Raw genomic sequence first — 14,229 nt, 5'->3', positions numbered from 1 at the left:
CCACCTACAACGAGACAACCGCCTGGCCCGACCTCACCGCCACCGCGGCTTGACCTCCAAGCCCATGGGATGTCTGACCGGCCCCGTCACGCACGACGTCCCGGCGCCCACGGCTCGTGCCGCGAGCACCGGGACGGTGCGGGGCTCCCCCGCGGCACGCGGGTGCAGCGGGGGGCGAGGTGTCAGGCGAGGGCGTCCAGCCGGGCGACCTCGTCGGCGGACAGGGTGAGCTGCGCGGCACCCATGTTCTCGGTCAGGTGCTCGACCGACTTGGTGCCCGGGATGGGCAGGACGACCGGCGACTTCTGCAGCAGCCAGGCCAGCGCCACCTGCGACGGGGTGGCGCCGAGCTCCTTCGCCACTGCGGCGACCGGGCTGTCGGGCTTGGCCAGGTCACCGGTGGCGATCGGGAACCACGGGATGAAGGCGATGCCCTCGGCGGTGGCGTAGTCCAGCACGTCCTGGGACTGCCGGTTGGTCAGGTTGTACAGGTTCTGCACGCTGACGATCTCGGTGACCTCCCGGGCCGCCTTCAGCTCGTCGACTGAGACCTCGGAGACGCCGATGTGCCGCACCTTGCCCTCCTCCTTGAGCTCGGCGAAGGCACCGAGCTGGTCGGCGAGGGGCACCTCGGGGTCGATGCGGTGCAGCTGGATCAGGTCGATCCGGTCGACCTTGAGGTTGCGCAGCGAGAGCTCGACCTGCTGCTTGAGGTAGGCCGGGCGGCCGACCGGCGGCCAGACGCCGGGGCCGGTGCGGGTCAGCCCGGCCTTGGTCCCGATGACCAGGCCGTCGGGGTACGGGAACGCGGCCTCGGCGATGATCTGCTCGCTGACCTGCGGGCCGTAGGAATCGGCGGTGTCGATGAAGTCGACGCCCTGCTCCAGGGCGGCCCGGACCACGGCCAGCGCGCCCGGGCGGTCGGCCGGCTCGCCCCAGACGCCGGGGCCGGTCAGCTGCATGGCGCCGTAGCCGAGGCGGTGGACGGTGAGGTCCCCACCGAGGTCGAAGGTGAGCGGAGTCGTGGCGGTGGTCATGCGTCCTCCTGGCGTCGTCAGCCCCCGGTCCGTGCCGCGGGGGTCTCGTTGCGCACAAGCGACCCAGCCCGCCACCCCTTCCCGACACCGCCCGCTGTGACCGGCTGCACAACGACTCCCCGCCGTCCCGGCTCGCCCCCGCCTGGAGGAAGGTGGACCGGTGCAACGAGGACGAGGGCGCAGGACGGCGGCCCTGCCGCTCCTGCTGCTGGCCGGTGTGCTGCTGGTCGCGCTCAACCTGCGTGGACCCCTGGTCGCGGTCGCCCCGGTCGTGGACGCGCTGCGCGCCGACCTGCAGGTCGGCGCCGGGACCATCGGGCTGCTGACGAGCATCCCGGTGCTCTGCTTCGGCCTCGCCGCGCCGCTGGCCTCACTGCTCATCGCCCGTACCGGGGTGCACCGGGCGGTCGTCGTGTCGATGGCCGGGGTGCTCGCCGGCACCCTGCTGCGCTCGCTGGGCAGCCCGGGCGCCGCCGTCGCCGGCACCGTGGTGATCGGCCTGGCGATCACGGTGGGCAACGTCGTCGTCCCGGTGGTCATCGGCCGCGACTTCCCCGGCGCCACCAACGTGGTCACCGCCGCGTACACCGCCGCGCTCAACGTCGGGTCCACGCTCACCTCCGCGCTCACCGCACCGCTGGCCGACCTGGTGGGCTGGCAGGCGGCGCTCGCCTCGTGGGGCCTGCTGGTCGTCGTGGCGGCGACGGTGTGGACCGCTGCGCTGCGCCAGCAGACCGCACGGGCGGCGGCGGCCGAGGCGGCCGGCACCGCACCACCACCCCGCCCGCCGATCACGCCCGGCCGCCCGGTCTGGCGCCAGCCGGCGGCCTGGGGGCTCACGCTCGCCTTCGCGGGGCAGGCGTTCAGCTACTACGGGGCGACGGCGTGGCTGCCCACCCTGCTGTCCGACGAGAACGGCATGTCCCGGGCCGCCGCCGGCGTGAGCTCCTCGCTGTTCCAGGTGTTCGCCGTCGTGGGGGCGTTCTCCGTGCCGGCGCTCGTGGCCTGGTGGAAGCGGCCCGCACTGGTGCTGCTGGCGGTCACCGTCGTGTGGGCGGCGCTGCCGGTCGGGCTGCTGGTGGCCCCGGGCCTGTGGGCGCTGTGGTGCTGCCTGGCCGGGATCGCCCAGGGCGGCGGCATCACCGTCGTCTTCATCGCGATCGTCCGCCGCTCCAGCGACCTGACCGAGAACCGGCGGCTCTCGGCGATGGTGCAGGGTGGCGGGTACGTCGTCGCGGCGACCGGTCCGCTGGTCATCGGGGCGGTGCACGAGGCGACCGGCGGTTGGACGCTGCCGCTGCTGGTCATCCTCGGCGCAGTGGTCGTCATGGCCGTCGCGGGCACGGCGTCCGCCGGTGGCCGCGCAGAGACCGACAACGAGGTGGGGGCCCGACCGGCACCCGCAGAGGAGGCACGTCGTGGGTGAACTGGTCGTCGTCCGGCACGGACAGACCGAGTGGAGCAGGAGCGGGCAGCACACCGGCCTGACCGACCTGCCGCTGCTGCCCGGCGGTGAGGACGACGCCCGGCGGCTGAAGCCGGTGCTGGCGGAACGGCAGATCACCCACGCGTTCGTCAGCCCGCTGGTCCGGGCGCGGCGCACCGCGGAGCTCGCCGGGCTCTTCGACGACGGCGTCGAGGCGGTGCTGGAGCCGGACCTGGTGGAGGTCGACTACGGCCGGTGGGAGGGGAGGACGACCCCGGAGATCCGCGCGGAACTGGGCTCGTCCTGGTCGCTGTGGGCCGACGGCACCGAACCCGGCGACACCCCGGGTGAGTCGCTGGCGCAGGTCGCCGAGCGGGTCGACCGGGTGCTGGAGCGGGTGCGCCCGCTGCTGGCCGACGGCGACGTCGCGGTGGTCGCGCACGGGCACCTGCTGCGCATCCTCACCGCCCGCTGGCTCGGCTTCGGCCCGGAGCGGGGTGCGCTGTTCCCGCTCGCGACCGGCCGGTACGGCGTCCTGGGCTTCGAGCACGACTGGCCCGCGCTGACCGGCTGGAACACCGGCTGCCCCTGACGGCCCCCTCGCAGGGGCCCGCTGCGAGCGTGCGAGCTGCGGGGGGCGAGGGGGTCCTTCCTCAGGCGAGGACGAGCTCGGGCTCGGCCTCGGGCTCCGGGCGCACCGGGCGGCCGAAGAGCCAGCCCTGGCCGAGGTCGGCACCGATCGCGCGGGCCTGGTCGGCCATCTGCTCGTTCTCGATGCCCTCGGCGACGACCAGCCCGCCCTGCACGTGGGCCAGCTCGGCGAGCGCGCGGGCGATGGCCTGGGGCCCGGGCTCGTGCAGCCGGGCGACCAGCGTCTTGCTCAGCTTGAGCACGTCCGGCCGCACCACCGACACCAGCGCCAGGCTCGACCAGCCGACGTGCACGTCGTCCAGCGCGATCCGCCAGCCCAGCGACCGGTGGTGCTCGAGCACGGAGAGCAGGTGTTCCCGGTCGGTGACCGCGTGCGAGGCGACGACCTCGAACACCAGCTGGCGGGGGTCGATGCCGCTGTCGTGCACGGCCCGCTCGGTGCTGGCCAGGCAGACCGAGGGCCGGGAGATGGCGGCGGGGTTGGAGTTGACGTAGAGGTCGGCGCCGCCCAGCCACCCGGCCGCGTGGCTGATCGCCACCTCGCGGGCGAGCCGGTCCAGCCGGCGCAGCCAGCCGGCCCGCTCGGCGAGGAAGAACAGGTCTCCCCCACCGACCTCGCGGCCGTCGACCCGGCCGCGCAGCAGCGCCTCGTGGCCGACCATGCCGCCGGTGCTGAGCGACATGATCGGCTGGTAGACCGGCCACAGCTCGGCGTCGGTGAGCAGCGACATCTCCACGGTCACCCCGCGGCGGGCCAGCTCCACGGCCAGCGTCGGTGCGGTGAGCAGCCGGGTGGCCAGGGCGACGCCGTCCCCGGGCGGGTCGGTGGTCACCCGGACGGCCTCGGTCTCGGCCGCGGTGAGCTCCCGGGCCAGCCGCTGCAGCAGCCGGTCGATCCGTCGCCCGCCGCCCTCGTCGTCGACGACGTCGAGCAGCCCGGGAGCGGTGCCGATCCGCAGGCCCATCGCCCCGGCGACGCGCGAGATGCTCGGCAGCACGTGGTTCAGCGTGCTCGCCAGCAGGAGCCGGCGGGCAGACTGCGGGGTCCCCCAGGAGGGACGAACAGCGTCAGCAGGCCCGGTCACGGCAGCAGGATGACTCACCGTGATGCGGCGACCACGCAGGCGCGCGGATGCGGGAGCGCGTCGACCGGAAAGGGGGCCACCTCACACCGTGGGTGAAGATCAACAAGGCTACTGTGCAGCTGTGCCTGCCCTCACGCCCGCAGCCGACGACCGCCCCGGCCGCGGCGGCCGCCCCCGTGACCCCTCCCGCGACGAGGTGATCCGGGCAGCGATCCTGCAGGTGCTGGCCGAGTCCGGTTACAGCGGCCTGACCATGGACGCCGTGGCTGCCGCGGCCGGGGTGGGCAAGGCGACCATCTACCGACGCTGGCGCACCAAGTCCGACCTGGTCGCCGACGCCGTCGCCGAGCTCAGCCAGCTGTCCATCGACGCCCCGGACACCGGCTCGCTCGAGGGCGACATGCGGGTGCTGCTGCGCTGGCTGGTCGGTGCGGTGAACGGCCCGCTCGGCGCGGCGACGCTGTCCCTGCTGTCGGCCCTGCCGCACGAGCCGGGTCTGCGCGAGGCGTTCCGCAGCGGCCCGATGACCGTGTGGAGCTCCACCTTCCGGCAGGTCTGGGAGCGGGCCGAGGCACGCGGCGAGGTCGGCCGGACGGTGATGGGCACCGCGGTGGCCACCACCGCCAGCTCCCCGATCCTGCAGCGCTGGCTGTTCAGCGGTGAGCCGGTCCCGGAGGCCTTCGCCGACGAGGTGCTCGCCGACGTCGTCATGCCGCTGGTCGCCGCCCGCCGGGCCGCCTGAGACGTCCCGCGCTCAGGCCTCCCCGGCCACGGAGCGGAACCGGCGCAGCCGCAGGCTGTTGGTCACCACCAGCACCGAGGACGCCGCCATCGCCAGCCCGGCCAGCAGCGGGTTGAGGAACCCCAGCGCGGCCAGCGGCACGAGGGCCACGTTGTAGGCGAAGGCCCAGAACAGGTTGCCCTTGATCACCGCGAGGGTGCGCCGGGAGAGCCGGACGGCGTCGACCGCGGCGTCCAGGTCGGCGCGCACCAGGGTCAGGTCACTGGCCTCGATCGCCACGTCGGTGCCCGAGCCCATCGCCAGCCCCAGGTCGGCCTGGGCCAGCGCCGGGGCGTCGTTGACGCCGTCCCCGACCATGGCGACCACCCGCCCGCGGGCCTGCAGGTCACGGACGACGTCCACCTTGCCGGCCGGCAGCACCCCGGCGATCACCTCGTCAGCGGCCAGGCCGACGCTGCGGGCCACCGCGGCGGCGGCCCCGGCGTTGTCCCCGGTCACCAGCACCGGCGACAGCCCGAGCGCGCGGAGCCGGGTGATCGCGGCAGCACTGGAGGGCTTGACGGTGTCGGCGACGACGACCACGCCGCGGACCTCGCCGTCCCAGGCCACCCGGACGGCGGTGCGCCCGGCCGCCTCGGCGGCGGCCACGACCTCGGCCAGGTCGGCGGGCAGCTCACCGGCACCGCCGATGACGACGTCCCGGCCCTCGACGGTGCCGGTGACACCGATGCCGGCCTGGCTGGCGAAGCCGGCGACCGGGGCGAGCGGCGCCCCGGCGGCGGCGACGACCGCGCGGGCGATCGGGTGCTCGGAGCCGGCCTCGACAGCGGCGGCCAGCCGCAGGGTGTCGGGGTGCCCGACGACCTCGACCACGCTCATCTGCCCGGTGGTCACCGTGCCGGTCTTGTCCAGCACCACGGTGTCGACCCGCCGGGTGCTCTCCAGCACCTCCGGGCCCTTGATCAGCACGCCCAGCTGGGCGCCGCGGCCGGTGCCGACCAGCAGTGCTGTGGGGGTGGCCAGGCCGAGGGCGCACGGGCAGGCGATGACCAGCACGGCGACGGCGGCGGTGAAGGCGGCCGTCGCATCGCCGGTGGTGAGCAGCCAGGTGACCAGGGTGCCCAGCGCGATGACCAGGACGACCGGGACGAACACCGCCGAGACCCGGTCGGCCAGCCGCTGCACCTGGGCCTTGCCGCTCTGCGCCTGGGTAACCAGCCGGCCGAGCTGGGCCAGCGTCGTCTCCGCGCCGACCCGGGTGGCCTCGACCACCACCCGGCCGCCGACGTTGACCGTCGCACCGGTGACCCGGTCGCCCTCGGCGACCTCGACCGGCACGCTCTCCCCGGTCAGCATCGACAGGTCGACCGCTGAGCTGCCGCTGACCACGACCCCGTCGGTGGCGACCTTCTCCCCCGGCCGGACGACGAACCGGTCGCCCACAGCCAGCTGCCCGATCGGCACCCGCTCCTCGCGGCCGTCGCGCAGCACCGCGGCATCCTTCGCGCCCAGCTCCAGCAGGGTGGCCAGGGCCGCCCCGGAGCGACGCTTGGCGCGGGCCTCGGCCCAGCGCCCGGCGAGCAGGAAGACGGTCACGGCCGCGGCGACCTCGAGGTAGATCTCGTGGGTGCCGGCACCCTGCTGGGGCAGCAGGGTGAACTCCATCCGCATGCCGGGCATCCCCGCCTCGCCGAGGAAGAGCGCCCACAGCGACCAGAGGTAGGCGGCGGTGATGCCGAGGGAGACCAGCGTGTCCATCGTGCTGGCCCCGTGCCGGGCGTTGACCACCGCGGCGCGGTGGAACGGCCAGGCACCCCAGACCGCGACCGGGCTGGCCAGGGTCAGCGCCAGCCACTGCCAGTTGTCGAACTGCAGCACCGGGACCATCGACAGCAGCAGCACCGGCAGGGTCAGCGCGGCGCTGATCAGCAGCCGCTGCCGCAGCGCGGCCTCCGGGTCCGAGGCGTCGGGAGCCGCCGGGGCGTCCTCGGCCGCCGGCGGGACCGGCAGCGCGGCGGAGTAGCCGGCCGCCGCGACGGTGGCCAGCAGCTGGTCGGTGTCGACCCGGGTGGGGTCGTACCGCACGGTGGCGGCCTCGGTCGCGTAGTTGACGCTGGCCTGCACGCCGTCGAGCTTGTTGAGCTTGCGCTCGATCCGGTTGGCGCAGCTGGCGCAGGTCATGCCGGTGATGTCGAGGCGGACCTCGTCCCCGGCGGCCGGGCTGCCGGTGGACGGGCCCGCCTGGGGCCCGGCGGTCATGCCGGCTGTGCGGTGTAGTCGCCGGCCCCGGCGACGGCAGCCTGCACCTGGTCGGCGGTCACGTCGCCGACGACGTGCAGCCGGCCGGAGGCCAGGTCGACGTCGACCTCCTGCACGCCGGCGAGCTCGGTGACCTCCTCGGTGACGGAGGCGACGCAGTGCTGGCAGGTCATGCCGGTGACGGTGAAGTCCAGGGTCTGCACGGTGGTTCTCTCCTCGTTCGGTGGACCAGCGTTCGGTGGACCAGGTGGTGGGTCAGGAACGGACGAGCCGGGCGATGGCGGCCGACGCCTCGGCGATCTTCTGCTCCGCGGCAGCGCCGTCGTCCTCCGCGCTGCTGGCCACCGCGTCGCGCACGCAGTGCCCCAGGTGGTCGTCGAGCAACCCGAGGGCGACCGCCTGCAGCGCCTTGGTGGCCGCGGAGACCTGGGTGAGGACGTCGATGCAGTAGGTGTCGTCCTCGACCATCCGGGCGATGCCCCGGACCTGGCCCTCGACCCGCTTGAGCCGCGCCAGGACCTCGTCCTTGTTGCCGGCATAGCCCGTCATGCGATCGACCGTACCCCCGGGGGGTACCCCTTCACCAGCCCCGGGTGCCCGGATCCCCCTTGAACGGGCCCACCACCTCGTCGGTGATCCAGCCGCCGTAGAAGTCACCGGCCTGGGCGCGCACCGGTTCGCCGTCGACCGTCGCGCCGTCCAGGCGGCTCGGGTAGAAGGCCAGCGCCCCGCGCAGCTGCTCGTAGCCGGCGGTCGGCCGCTCGTAGGACCAGGCGATCGAGGAGTGCCGCACCCCGTCGACCACGGCGTCCCAGTAGGTGGCCATGCCCTTGAACTCGCACCAGGACGACCCGGCCGCCTGCTCCAGGACGCCGGGGGTGACGTCGGCGGCGGGCACGTAGAACACCGGCGGGTGACTGGTCTCGCAGACCCGGACGGCGCGGTCGGTGCGGGCGATGACCTGCCCGCCGAGGACGATCTCGACGAGCCGGCCGGTCACCTGCGCCGACGGCGGGCGCGGGTAGCTCCAGACCGACTCCTGTCCGGGGCCGGCCGGGTCGGGCTGGGGATGGCTCACGGAACCGAGTGTGCGCCTCAGCCGATGTCGACGCAGAGCCCACCGGGCTCTTCCCCGCACGCGTGCACCGGCGCCCCGTCCACCAGCCACGCGGTGTCGCGTGAAGGGCCGTACGAGCGGTTGCGCAGCTCGGTCACCGCCAGGGTCAGGCCGGTGAGGGCGTCCGTCGGCGCCTCGGCCCCGGCGACCAGGAAGACGGTCACGGTCACCGGCTCACCCGGCGCACCGAGGACGAGCAGGTGGTCCACCGCCGGGGTGCGCTCCCCGCCCTCGCAGTACCGGGTGTCCGGGTCGCCGGACTCGACGAAGACGCCGACCGCGGCGGCGTCCGTACCGGCGCCCGGCGCGCTCGTGAGTGACACCCCGGCCGCCAGGGCGATCTGCTGCTCGGAGCGGTCGACCAGCTCCAGGTCGACGGCCAGGTACCGCATGGTCTCCTCGGCGCCGTGACCGCAGTCGGCCGGCCAGTGGGGACCGAGCTGCGGCCACCCGGCGACCTCCGGGTGGACGGCCACCTCGAGGTCGGCGTGGAACGGGGCGAAGGGCAGGTCCGACTCGTCGTCGGTGAGCGACGTGGTGACCAGGACCTGCGGCCCGGCCGGGGGCGCCGCGACCGACGCGCTGACGAGGGGGGCGTCGGCCGATGGGCGGGCCGGCTCGTCGAGGAAGCCGCACCCGCTGAGCGAGACCAGCGCCACGAGCGCCGTGCTGCCGATCCGAGGCCACATACAGCGCAGGGTGTCAGCCGGACGGCGGATCGTCAGCCGACTCGCCCAGGGCGGCGACGCCGAGGACGTCGTCCGCATCGACGGTCCGGGGCGTGGCCGGCCGGACGCCGATCACGTCAGTGCCGGATGCGGCGGACGATCCTCCGGGTCACCACGAAGGTGATGGTCAGGCCCACGACGCTGACGATGGCGATGCCGGGCGGGCTCTGCAGGAACTCCTGCGCCTTCGCCTTGCCCTGCTCGCTCAGGCGCTTGGGGCTGGTGCGGAACGCCAGCTCGTCCAGGGTGGCCGCCAGCGACTCGCGGGCGGCGTCGATCTCCTGCTGGATCTGGTCAGGGGTCCTCGGCACGGGCGACAGCCTGCCAGATGGACGCGCGTCCGGCCGACTGGGCGCCTCCTAGACTCCCTCGCACGCGGGAGTGGTGTAACGGCAGCCACGCCAGGTTTAGGTCCTGGTGCCTTCGGGCGTAGGGGTTCGACTCCCCTCTCCCGCACCGACCACGGTCGATCCGCTGAGCCGGCGGCAGCGGGGTAGGCACCTCCCATGCGCGCCGACGACACCACCGACGACCCCGTCGAGACCGAGGGCCTCGCCCGACGCCTGGACCGGCCGATGGGCGTGCTCGGCCTGGTCTTCGTGCTCGTCGTGCTGGGCCAGTCGCTGGCCCGGGAGCCGTGGCTGGTCACCTCGCTGACCGTGGCCGGCTGGGTGTGCTGGGCGGTGTTCGTGGCCGAGTTCGCCGTCCGGGCGTACCGGGCGCCCAGCCAGCGGCGGTTCTGGGGGCGCAACTGGTGGCAGCTGCTGTTCCTGGCGCTGCCCTTCCTGCGCTTCGCCCGCGCCCTCACCCTGCTCCGCACCGCCCGGATCGGCGGGGTGCTGTCCGCGGCGGTCCGCGGCTCACGCTCGGCCGGCCGGCTGCTGTCGAGCCGGATCGGCTGGCTGACCGCGGTCTCCGGGGTGGTCGTGCTCGGCAGCAGCCAGCTGCTCTACGTGGTGGGCGCCTACGACACCTACGGCCCGGCGCTGCACGGCGCCGCGCTGGCCACGGTCACCGGCGAGCCACTGGCCACCGACCACGGCCTCGCCCGCTTCCTGGAGGTGGCGCTGGCGGTCTGGTCGGTCGCCGTCTTCGCCACCCTGGCCGGTGCGCTGGGCGCCTACTTCCTGGAACGGCGGAGCGCCGAGCCGCCGGTCCGTGCCTGACCCGCCGGCTCAGCCGAGCCGTACCCGCAGCAGCTCCAGCCAGCCGGGGTCGTCGTCGACGCGAGCGAACGCGGCGGCCTGCCGCTGCGGGTGCCCGCGACGGCGACCGGGCACGCCTGGGCGTTCAGCCCAGTGCGTCCATCGCCTCGGCGCGGAACTGGGCCAGGAACTGGTCCCGGGTGATCCCCCGCCGCTCCGCCTCGCGGTCGCAGAGCATGGCGATCACCAGGGAGGACTGCCGGACGACGTCGGCCCGGGTGTCCTCGTCCAGGCCGGCCAGCACCCGGGTCCAGCCGGCCCAGTCCCCGTCCCCGGCCGCCTCGGCCATCTCCAGCACCAGCCCGAACCGTCGCAACTGCTCCAGGCTCGCCATCAGGCCCCCGTCCCCGGTCGCCCGCTGCGACCGTCCAGCCGACGGTAGCCACCCCGGGGACGACGACGGTGCAGGAGCCGGGCGCTCGTGCGCACCAGCTCCTGCACCGTCGGTAGGGCGGGCCCGGCCGGGTCAGGGGCCCGGGCGGCAGGTCAGCGGTCGGTGCCGCCCCGCTGGGTGGCGGTGAAGGTCAGCGCGAGCTCGCTGGACTTGGCCTTGAAGGCGTCGTCGGCCGACGCCGGCAGCGCCAGGGTGACGGCCAGGTGGTCGGTGGCACCGGCGGCCAGGCTGGCCGGCGCGGTCAGCTCCGAGTCGCGGACCACGGGACCGGAGGCCAGCAGCGTGTCCACGTCGCCGGCGCAGGTGAAGTCCTCGGTCCAGGCCTCCGAGCAGGAGCGCACGGTCATCTGCAAGCCGTGCACGGTGTCGGTGTCCATCACGCTGGAGGTGGTGGCCCGGGTGTCCAGCTCCACCGAGGCCAGGGCCGAGTCGCCGTCGTTGACCAGGTCCAGGGCCTGGGTGACCGAGGCGCCGGGGACGACGCCGTCGAAGGCCAGCGGCACGGTGGCCGAGCCGTCGGCCGCGGCGAGGGCGATCGAGACGATGCCGGACTGGATGGACACCGGCGCCGGGCTGGTGCTGTCGGTGAAGGCGCCGAAGGTGCCCATCCCGGCGACGGCGGCGGCCGCGCCGACGACGCCGACGGTGCCGATCAGCCGGGCCACGGTGAGCCGTCGGGTGCGGGGGGCGGTGCTGCTGGCGTTCACGTCACTCCTCGGGTCGGTGCGGGCCGGAGGGTCTCCGCCCGGCTCGGCACCGACCCTGCGCCGCCTCCCGCAGCGTCGGCGCCAGGGAACCGCAAGGGATCCGCAAGACCGTCGGCGTCACCCACCCGGGTGACGTCGGCCGCCGAGGACGCCAGCCGGCCCGTCCGGGTGCCGACCACCCCGGGGTGACGGTCGTCGCGCCCGGTGGCGCCTCCTCGGGTCCCGGGCCCCGCCCTGCCCGCGGCCGGCACGCGGCGCCGGAGCGGCTCGGCGACGTGCTGGTCGAGCAGGGGGTGCTCACCCCCGACCAGCTCACCGAGGCCCTGGAGCAGCACCACCGGGTCGGCGCACCGCTGGGCGCCGTCGTCCTGGCCCGCGGCTGGGTGACCCGCCGCCAGCTGTACGTGGCCCTCGCCGAGGTGTGGGGCGCCGACCTCGCCTTCGTCGACCCGGTCGACGTCGACGAGGAGCTGGCCCACCGCTTCCCGGCCGCCATGCTGGCTCGGGAGACCTGGTTGCCGCTGCGGGTCGAGCAGGACGACGACGGGCAGCCGCAGGTCGTCGTCGCCACCGCCGGGCGCCCGTCGGCGCACATCGCCGAGGAGGTGGTGCAGCGCACCGGCATCCCCCGGGTGCGCCAGGTGGTGACCACCGACTGGGACGTGCAGCGGGCGCTGCGCACCGTGTGGCGCGACGAGCTGGTGCACGACGCCGTCCAGTCGCTGGCCGAACGCCGGCCCGACGAGTCGGCGTCCACCGTCTTCGTCTGGCCGCAGGTCGCCGCCGCGGTGGCCCTGCTGGCCGCCACCGTCACCGGGCTGGTGCTCGACCCGTCGCTGACCATGCTGGTGCTGGTCGCCACGGTGAACGTCGCCGTCGCCCTGGCCGTGGGCACCAAGGCGCTGATCAGCACGGTCGGCACCGCCTGGGAGACCGTCGAGCAGGTGACCGACGGGGAGGTCGCCGCCCTCGAGGACGCCGACCTGCCGATCTACACGATCCTGGTCCCGGTCTACCGGGAGGCCGGGATCGTCGGGCTGCTGATGCGCAACCTCGCCGACCTGGACTGGCCGCGGGAGAAGCTGGAGATCCTGCTCCTGCTGGAGGAGGACGACCCGGAGACGCTCACTGCGGCGCTGGCCGCCGCCCCGCCGGACATCGTCCGGATCGTGGTCGTGCCGCACTCGCTGCCCAAGACCAAGCCGCGCGCCTGCAACGTCGGGCTGGCCTTCGCCCGCGGCGAGTACGTGGTCATCTACGACGCCGAGGACCGCCCCGACCCCGACCAGCTGAAGAAGTCGGTCGTCGCCTTCGGCAAGGGCGGGGACGACCTGGTCTGCGTGCAGGCGGCGCTGAACTACTTCAACGCCCGGGAGAACCTGCTCACCCGGATGTTCACCCTGGAGTACTCCTCCTGGTTCGACTACACCCTGGCCGGTCTGGACAAGCTGCGGCTGCCGATCCCGCTGGGCGGCACGAGCAACCACTTCCGCACCGACCTGCTGCGCGACCTCGGCGGCTGGGACCCCTACAACGTCACCGAGGACGCCGACCTCGGCATCCGCGCCTCCGCCCGCGGCCACCGCGTCGCCGTCGTCAACTCGACGACGTACGAGGAGGCCAACATGGCCGTCGGCAACTGGGTCCGCCAGCGCAGCCGGTGGATCAAGGGCTACATGCAGACGGTGCTGGTGCACACCCGGCACCCGTGGCGGCTGCTGCGCAGCGTCGGCCCGCGGCAGACGGCCGGCTTCGCGCTGCTCATCGGCGGCACCCCGTTGATGTTCCTGGCCACCCCCTGGCTCTACGCGATGCTCGTCGTGGAGCTGCTCTGGCCCGGGGCGCTCGTGCCGGCGCTGCCGGAGTGGCTGGTGCAGGTCAGCCTGGCGAACCTGCTGCTGGGCAACGGCGTGATCATCTACCTGTCGCTGCTGGCCGGCTTCAAGCGGCGCACCTACGGCCTGGTGCCGTTCGCGCTGCTCTCCCCGCTCTACTGGCTGCTGCACTCGGTCGCCTCCTACAAGGCGCTCTGGCAGCTGCTGGTCAACCCGTTCTACTGGGAGAAGACCACGCACGGGCTGTCCAGCCACGTGCAGGTCACCGACGTGCCGACCCCGGACGACGGCCCCGAGCCGGCCGCGCTCCCCCCGACGACAGCGCCCCCGGCGGACGCCGTCCGGCTGATGGACCCGCACGACGTCCCGGTGCCGCCTCCGCCGTCCACCGAGACCACCTCGGAGGACCCGCGGTGACCGCGGCCGACCCGCTCGCCGGGCTCCGCCCCGGCGCCTCCCCCGCCGAGGCGGAGAGCTTCGCCGAGTCACGGATGCGGCTGGCCACCGCCGGGCCCACCCCGCCGCGGGTGCCGATGCGCCGGGTGGTGCTGTGGTCCGCTGTCGTCCTCGCCGTGGAGAGCGCGGTCATGCTGGCCGCCGACCGCTCGCTGGACGAGGTGCTGCTGCCCGGCTACCTGATCCTGATGGCCGCCTTCGGCCTGGTGTTCTGCCTCGGCGCGGTCACCGTCGCCGGCTTCGCCGCCGGCGCGGCCGCGGCCGGGCTGGTCGTGCTGCAGCCGGACGCGCTGCTCCCGCTGCTGGCCGGCGCCGCCGCGCTCGCGCTCGGCTGCGGCATCGCACCGGGCTGGGCCCGGGTCGAGGCGTGGCAGGCCGCGCACGCCCGCCCCCTCACCGCGGAGGAGGAGGCCGCCGTCGGCCAGCGGGCACTGAGCGTCGACCGCAGCCGCGGCTGGTCCCGCGGCGTCCGGCTGCGCAACTACTGGCGCGGCGACCGGGTGGTGGCCGCGTTCCTGGTGCTGGCGTTCCACCCGTGCATGGCCGCGTTCTCGCTGTGGTTCATCGACTGGACGCACGGCCGCTGA

General features: G+C 74.6%; 16 protein-coding genes and 1 tRNA gene. 7 read left to right on the top strand and 10 right to left on the bottom strand.

Annotation, left to right across the window (positions count from 1 at the left end; genetic code table 11):
- Positions 1–182 precede the first annotated feature (182 nt).
- A complete protein-coding gene (locus tag Q1A09_RS11080; protein WP_299954682.1) occupies positions 183–1,037 on the bottom strand; it encodes an aldo/keto reductase in 855 nt (284 codons plus the stop codon).
- A gap of 160 nt (positions 1,038–1,197) precedes the next feature.
- Between Q1A09_RS11080 and Q1A09_RS11075 the strand changes: the two genes are divergently transcribed.
- Both Q1A09_RS11075 and Q1A09_RS11070 read left to right on the top strand, forming a co-directional pair.
- Positions 1,198–2,463, top strand: a complete 1,266-nt coding sequence (locus tag Q1A09_RS11075) for a CynX/NimT family MFS transporter (protein WP_299954679.1) — start codon at positions 1,198–1,200, stop codon at positions 2,461–2,463.
- Complete coding sequence (locus Q1A09_RS11070; protein ID WP_299954677.1) at positions 2,456–3,055, top strand: histidine phosphatase family protein; 600 nt, start codon at positions 2,456–2,458, stop codon at positions 3,053–3,055. Before Q1A09_RS11075 ends, Q1A09_RS11070 begins: the two co-directional genes overlap by 8 nt.
- Before the next feature lie 61 nt (positions 3,056–3,116).
- Here Q1A09_RS11070 and Q1A09_RS11065 read toward each other — a convergent pair whose 3' ends face one another.
- Complete coding sequence (locus tag Q1A09_RS11065; RefSeq protein ID WP_299954674.1) at positions 3,117–4,199, bottom strand: EAL domain-containing protein; 1,083 nt, start codon at positions 4,197–4,199, stop codon at positions 3,117–3,119.
- Between the two features lie 121 nt (positions 4,200–4,320).
- Here Q1A09_RS11065 and Q1A09_RS11060 point away from each other — a divergent pair, with 121 nt between their 5' ends.
- Positions 4,321–4,941, top strand: a complete 621-nt coding sequence (locus tag Q1A09_RS11060; RefSeq protein WP_299954672.1) for a TetR-like C-terminal domain-containing protein — start codon at positions 4,321–4,323, stop codon at positions 4,939–4,941.
- Positions 4,942–4,953: 12 nt separating this feature from the next.
- Here Q1A09_RS11060 and Q1A09_RS11055 read toward each other — a convergent pair whose 3' ends face one another.
- From Q1A09_RS11055 to Q1A09_RS11030, 6 genes are all read right to left on the bottom strand, one after another.
- Positions 4,954–7,200 (bottom strand): cation-translocating P-type ATPase, encoded by a 2,247-nt coding sequence (locus Q1A09_RS11055; RefSeq protein WP_299954669.1) that lies wholly within the window; start codon positions 7,198–7,200, stop codon positions 4,954–4,956.
- Positions 7,197–7,403: a heavy-metal-associated domain-containing protein gene (locus tag Q1A09_RS11050; protein WP_299954666.1), complete on the bottom strand. Its 207-nt coding sequence runs from the start codon at positions 7,401–7,403 to the stop codon at positions 7,197–7,199. The genes Q1A09_RS11055 and Q1A09_RS11050 overlap by 4 nt, the downstream gene beginning before the upstream one ends.
- 52 nt (positions 7,404–7,455) lie before the next feature.
- Positions 7,456–7,749, bottom strand: a complete 294-nt coding sequence (locus tag Q1A09_RS11045) for a metal-sensitive transcriptional regulator (protein ID WP_222193143.1) — start codon at positions 7,747–7,749, stop codon at positions 7,456–7,458.
- Positions 7,750–7,780: 31 nt separating this feature from the next.
- A complete protein-coding gene (locus Q1A09_RS11040) occupies positions 7,781–8,278 on the bottom strand; it encodes a DUF427 domain-containing protein (protein WP_299954658.1) in 498 nt (165 codons plus the stop codon).
- A 17-nt stretch (positions 8,279–8,295) separates the two neighbouring features.
- Positions 8,296–9,006, bottom strand: coding sequence for a hypothetical protein (locus tag Q1A09_RS11035; protein ID WP_299954655.1), 711 nt, complete (start codon positions 9,004–9,006; stop codon positions 8,296–8,298).
- Positions 9,007–9,122: 116 nt separating this feature from the next.
- Positions 9,123–9,356, bottom strand: a complete 234-nt coding sequence (locus Q1A09_RS11030) for a DUF3618 domain-containing protein (protein ID WP_299954652.1) — start codon at positions 9,354–9,356, stop codon at positions 9,123–9,125.
- A gap of 64 nt (positions 9,357–9,420) precedes the next feature.
- Between Q1A09_RS11030 and Q1A09_RS11025 the strand changes: the two genes are divergently transcribed.
- Both Q1A09_RS11025 and Q1A09_RS11020 read left to right on the top strand, forming a co-directional pair.
- Positions 9,421–9,501: transfer RNA gene (locus Q1A09_RS11025), tRNA-Leu, on the top strand.
- 50 nt (positions 9,502–9,551) lie between these two features.
- On the top strand, positions 9,552–10,211 hold the full coding sequence (locus Q1A09_RS11020; RefSeq protein ID WP_299954650.1) for a hypothetical protein: 660 nt from the start codon (positions 9,552–9,554) through the stop codon (positions 10,209–10,211).
- Between the two features lie 124 nt (positions 10,212–10,335).
- On the opposite strand, the gene Q1A09_RS11015 is transcribed toward Q1A09_RS11020, so the two are convergent.
- Together Q1A09_RS11015 and Q1A09_RS11010 are read right to left on the bottom strand one after the other, a co-directional pair.
- A complete protein-coding gene (locus Q1A09_RS11015; protein WP_299954647.1) occupies positions 10,336–10,584 on the bottom strand; it encodes a hypothetical protein in 249 nt (82 codons plus the stop codon).
- 152 nt (positions 10,585–10,736) lie between these two features.
- Positions 10,737–11,351 (bottom strand): hypothetical protein, encoded by a 615-nt coding sequence (locus Q1A09_RS11010; protein WP_299954645.1) that lies wholly within the window; start codon positions 11,349–11,351, stop codon positions 10,737–10,739.
- Positions 11,352–11,536: 185 nt separating this feature from the next.
- On the opposite strand from Q1A09_RS11010, the gene Q1A09_RS11005 reads away from it, so the two are divergent.
- Together Q1A09_RS11005 and Q1A09_RS11000 are read left to right on the top strand one after the other, a co-directional pair.
- The gene (locus Q1A09_RS11005; protein ID WP_299954643.1) at positions 11,537–13,603 is read left to right on the top strand and encodes a glycosyltransferase; all 2,067 of its coding nucleotides are present in this window, start codon (positions 11,537–11,539) and stop codon (positions 13,601–13,603) included.
- Complete coding sequence (locus Q1A09_RS11000; protein WP_299954641.1) at positions 13,600–14,229, top strand: hypothetical protein; 630 nt, start codon at positions 13,600–13,602, stop codon at positions 14,227–14,229. Before Q1A09_RS11005 ends, Q1A09_RS11000 begins: the two co-directional genes overlap by 4 nt.

The organism is uncultured Modestobacter sp., assembly GCF_947486615.1.
Lineage (GTDB): Bacteria > Actinomycetota > Actinomycetes > Mycobacteriales > Geodermatophilaceae > Modestobacter.
This window is presented reverse-complemented; position numbering and strand designations above follow the sequence as displayed.

Bases quoted from the DNA above. Each gene is read 5' to 3' on its own strand.
- Q1A09_RS11080 (WP_299954682.1), bottom strand. From the start codon at position 1,037: ATGACCACCGCCACGACTCCGCTCACCTTCGACCTCGGTGGGGACCTC.
- Q1A09_RS11055 (WP_299954669.1), bottom strand. From the start codon at position 7,200: ATGACCGCCGGGCCCCAGGCGGGCCCGTCCACCGGCAGCCCGGCCGCC.
- Q1A09_RS11045 (WP_222193143.1), bottom strand. From the start codon at position 7,749: ATGACGGGCTATGCCGGCAACAAGGACGAGGTCCTGGCGCGGCTCAAG.
- Q1A09_RS11035 (WP_299954655.1), bottom strand. From the start codon at position 9,006: ATGTGGCCTCGGATCGGCAGCACGGCGCTCGTGGCGCTGGTCTCGCTC.
- Q1A09_RS11020 (WP_299954650.1), top strand. From the start codon at position 9,552: ATGCGCGCCGACGACACCACCGACGACCCCGTCGAGACCGAGGGCCTC.
- Q1A09_RS11015 (WP_299954647.1), bottom strand. From the start codon at position 10,584: ATGGCGAGCCTGGAGCAGTTGCGACGGTTCGGGCTGGTGCTGGAGATG.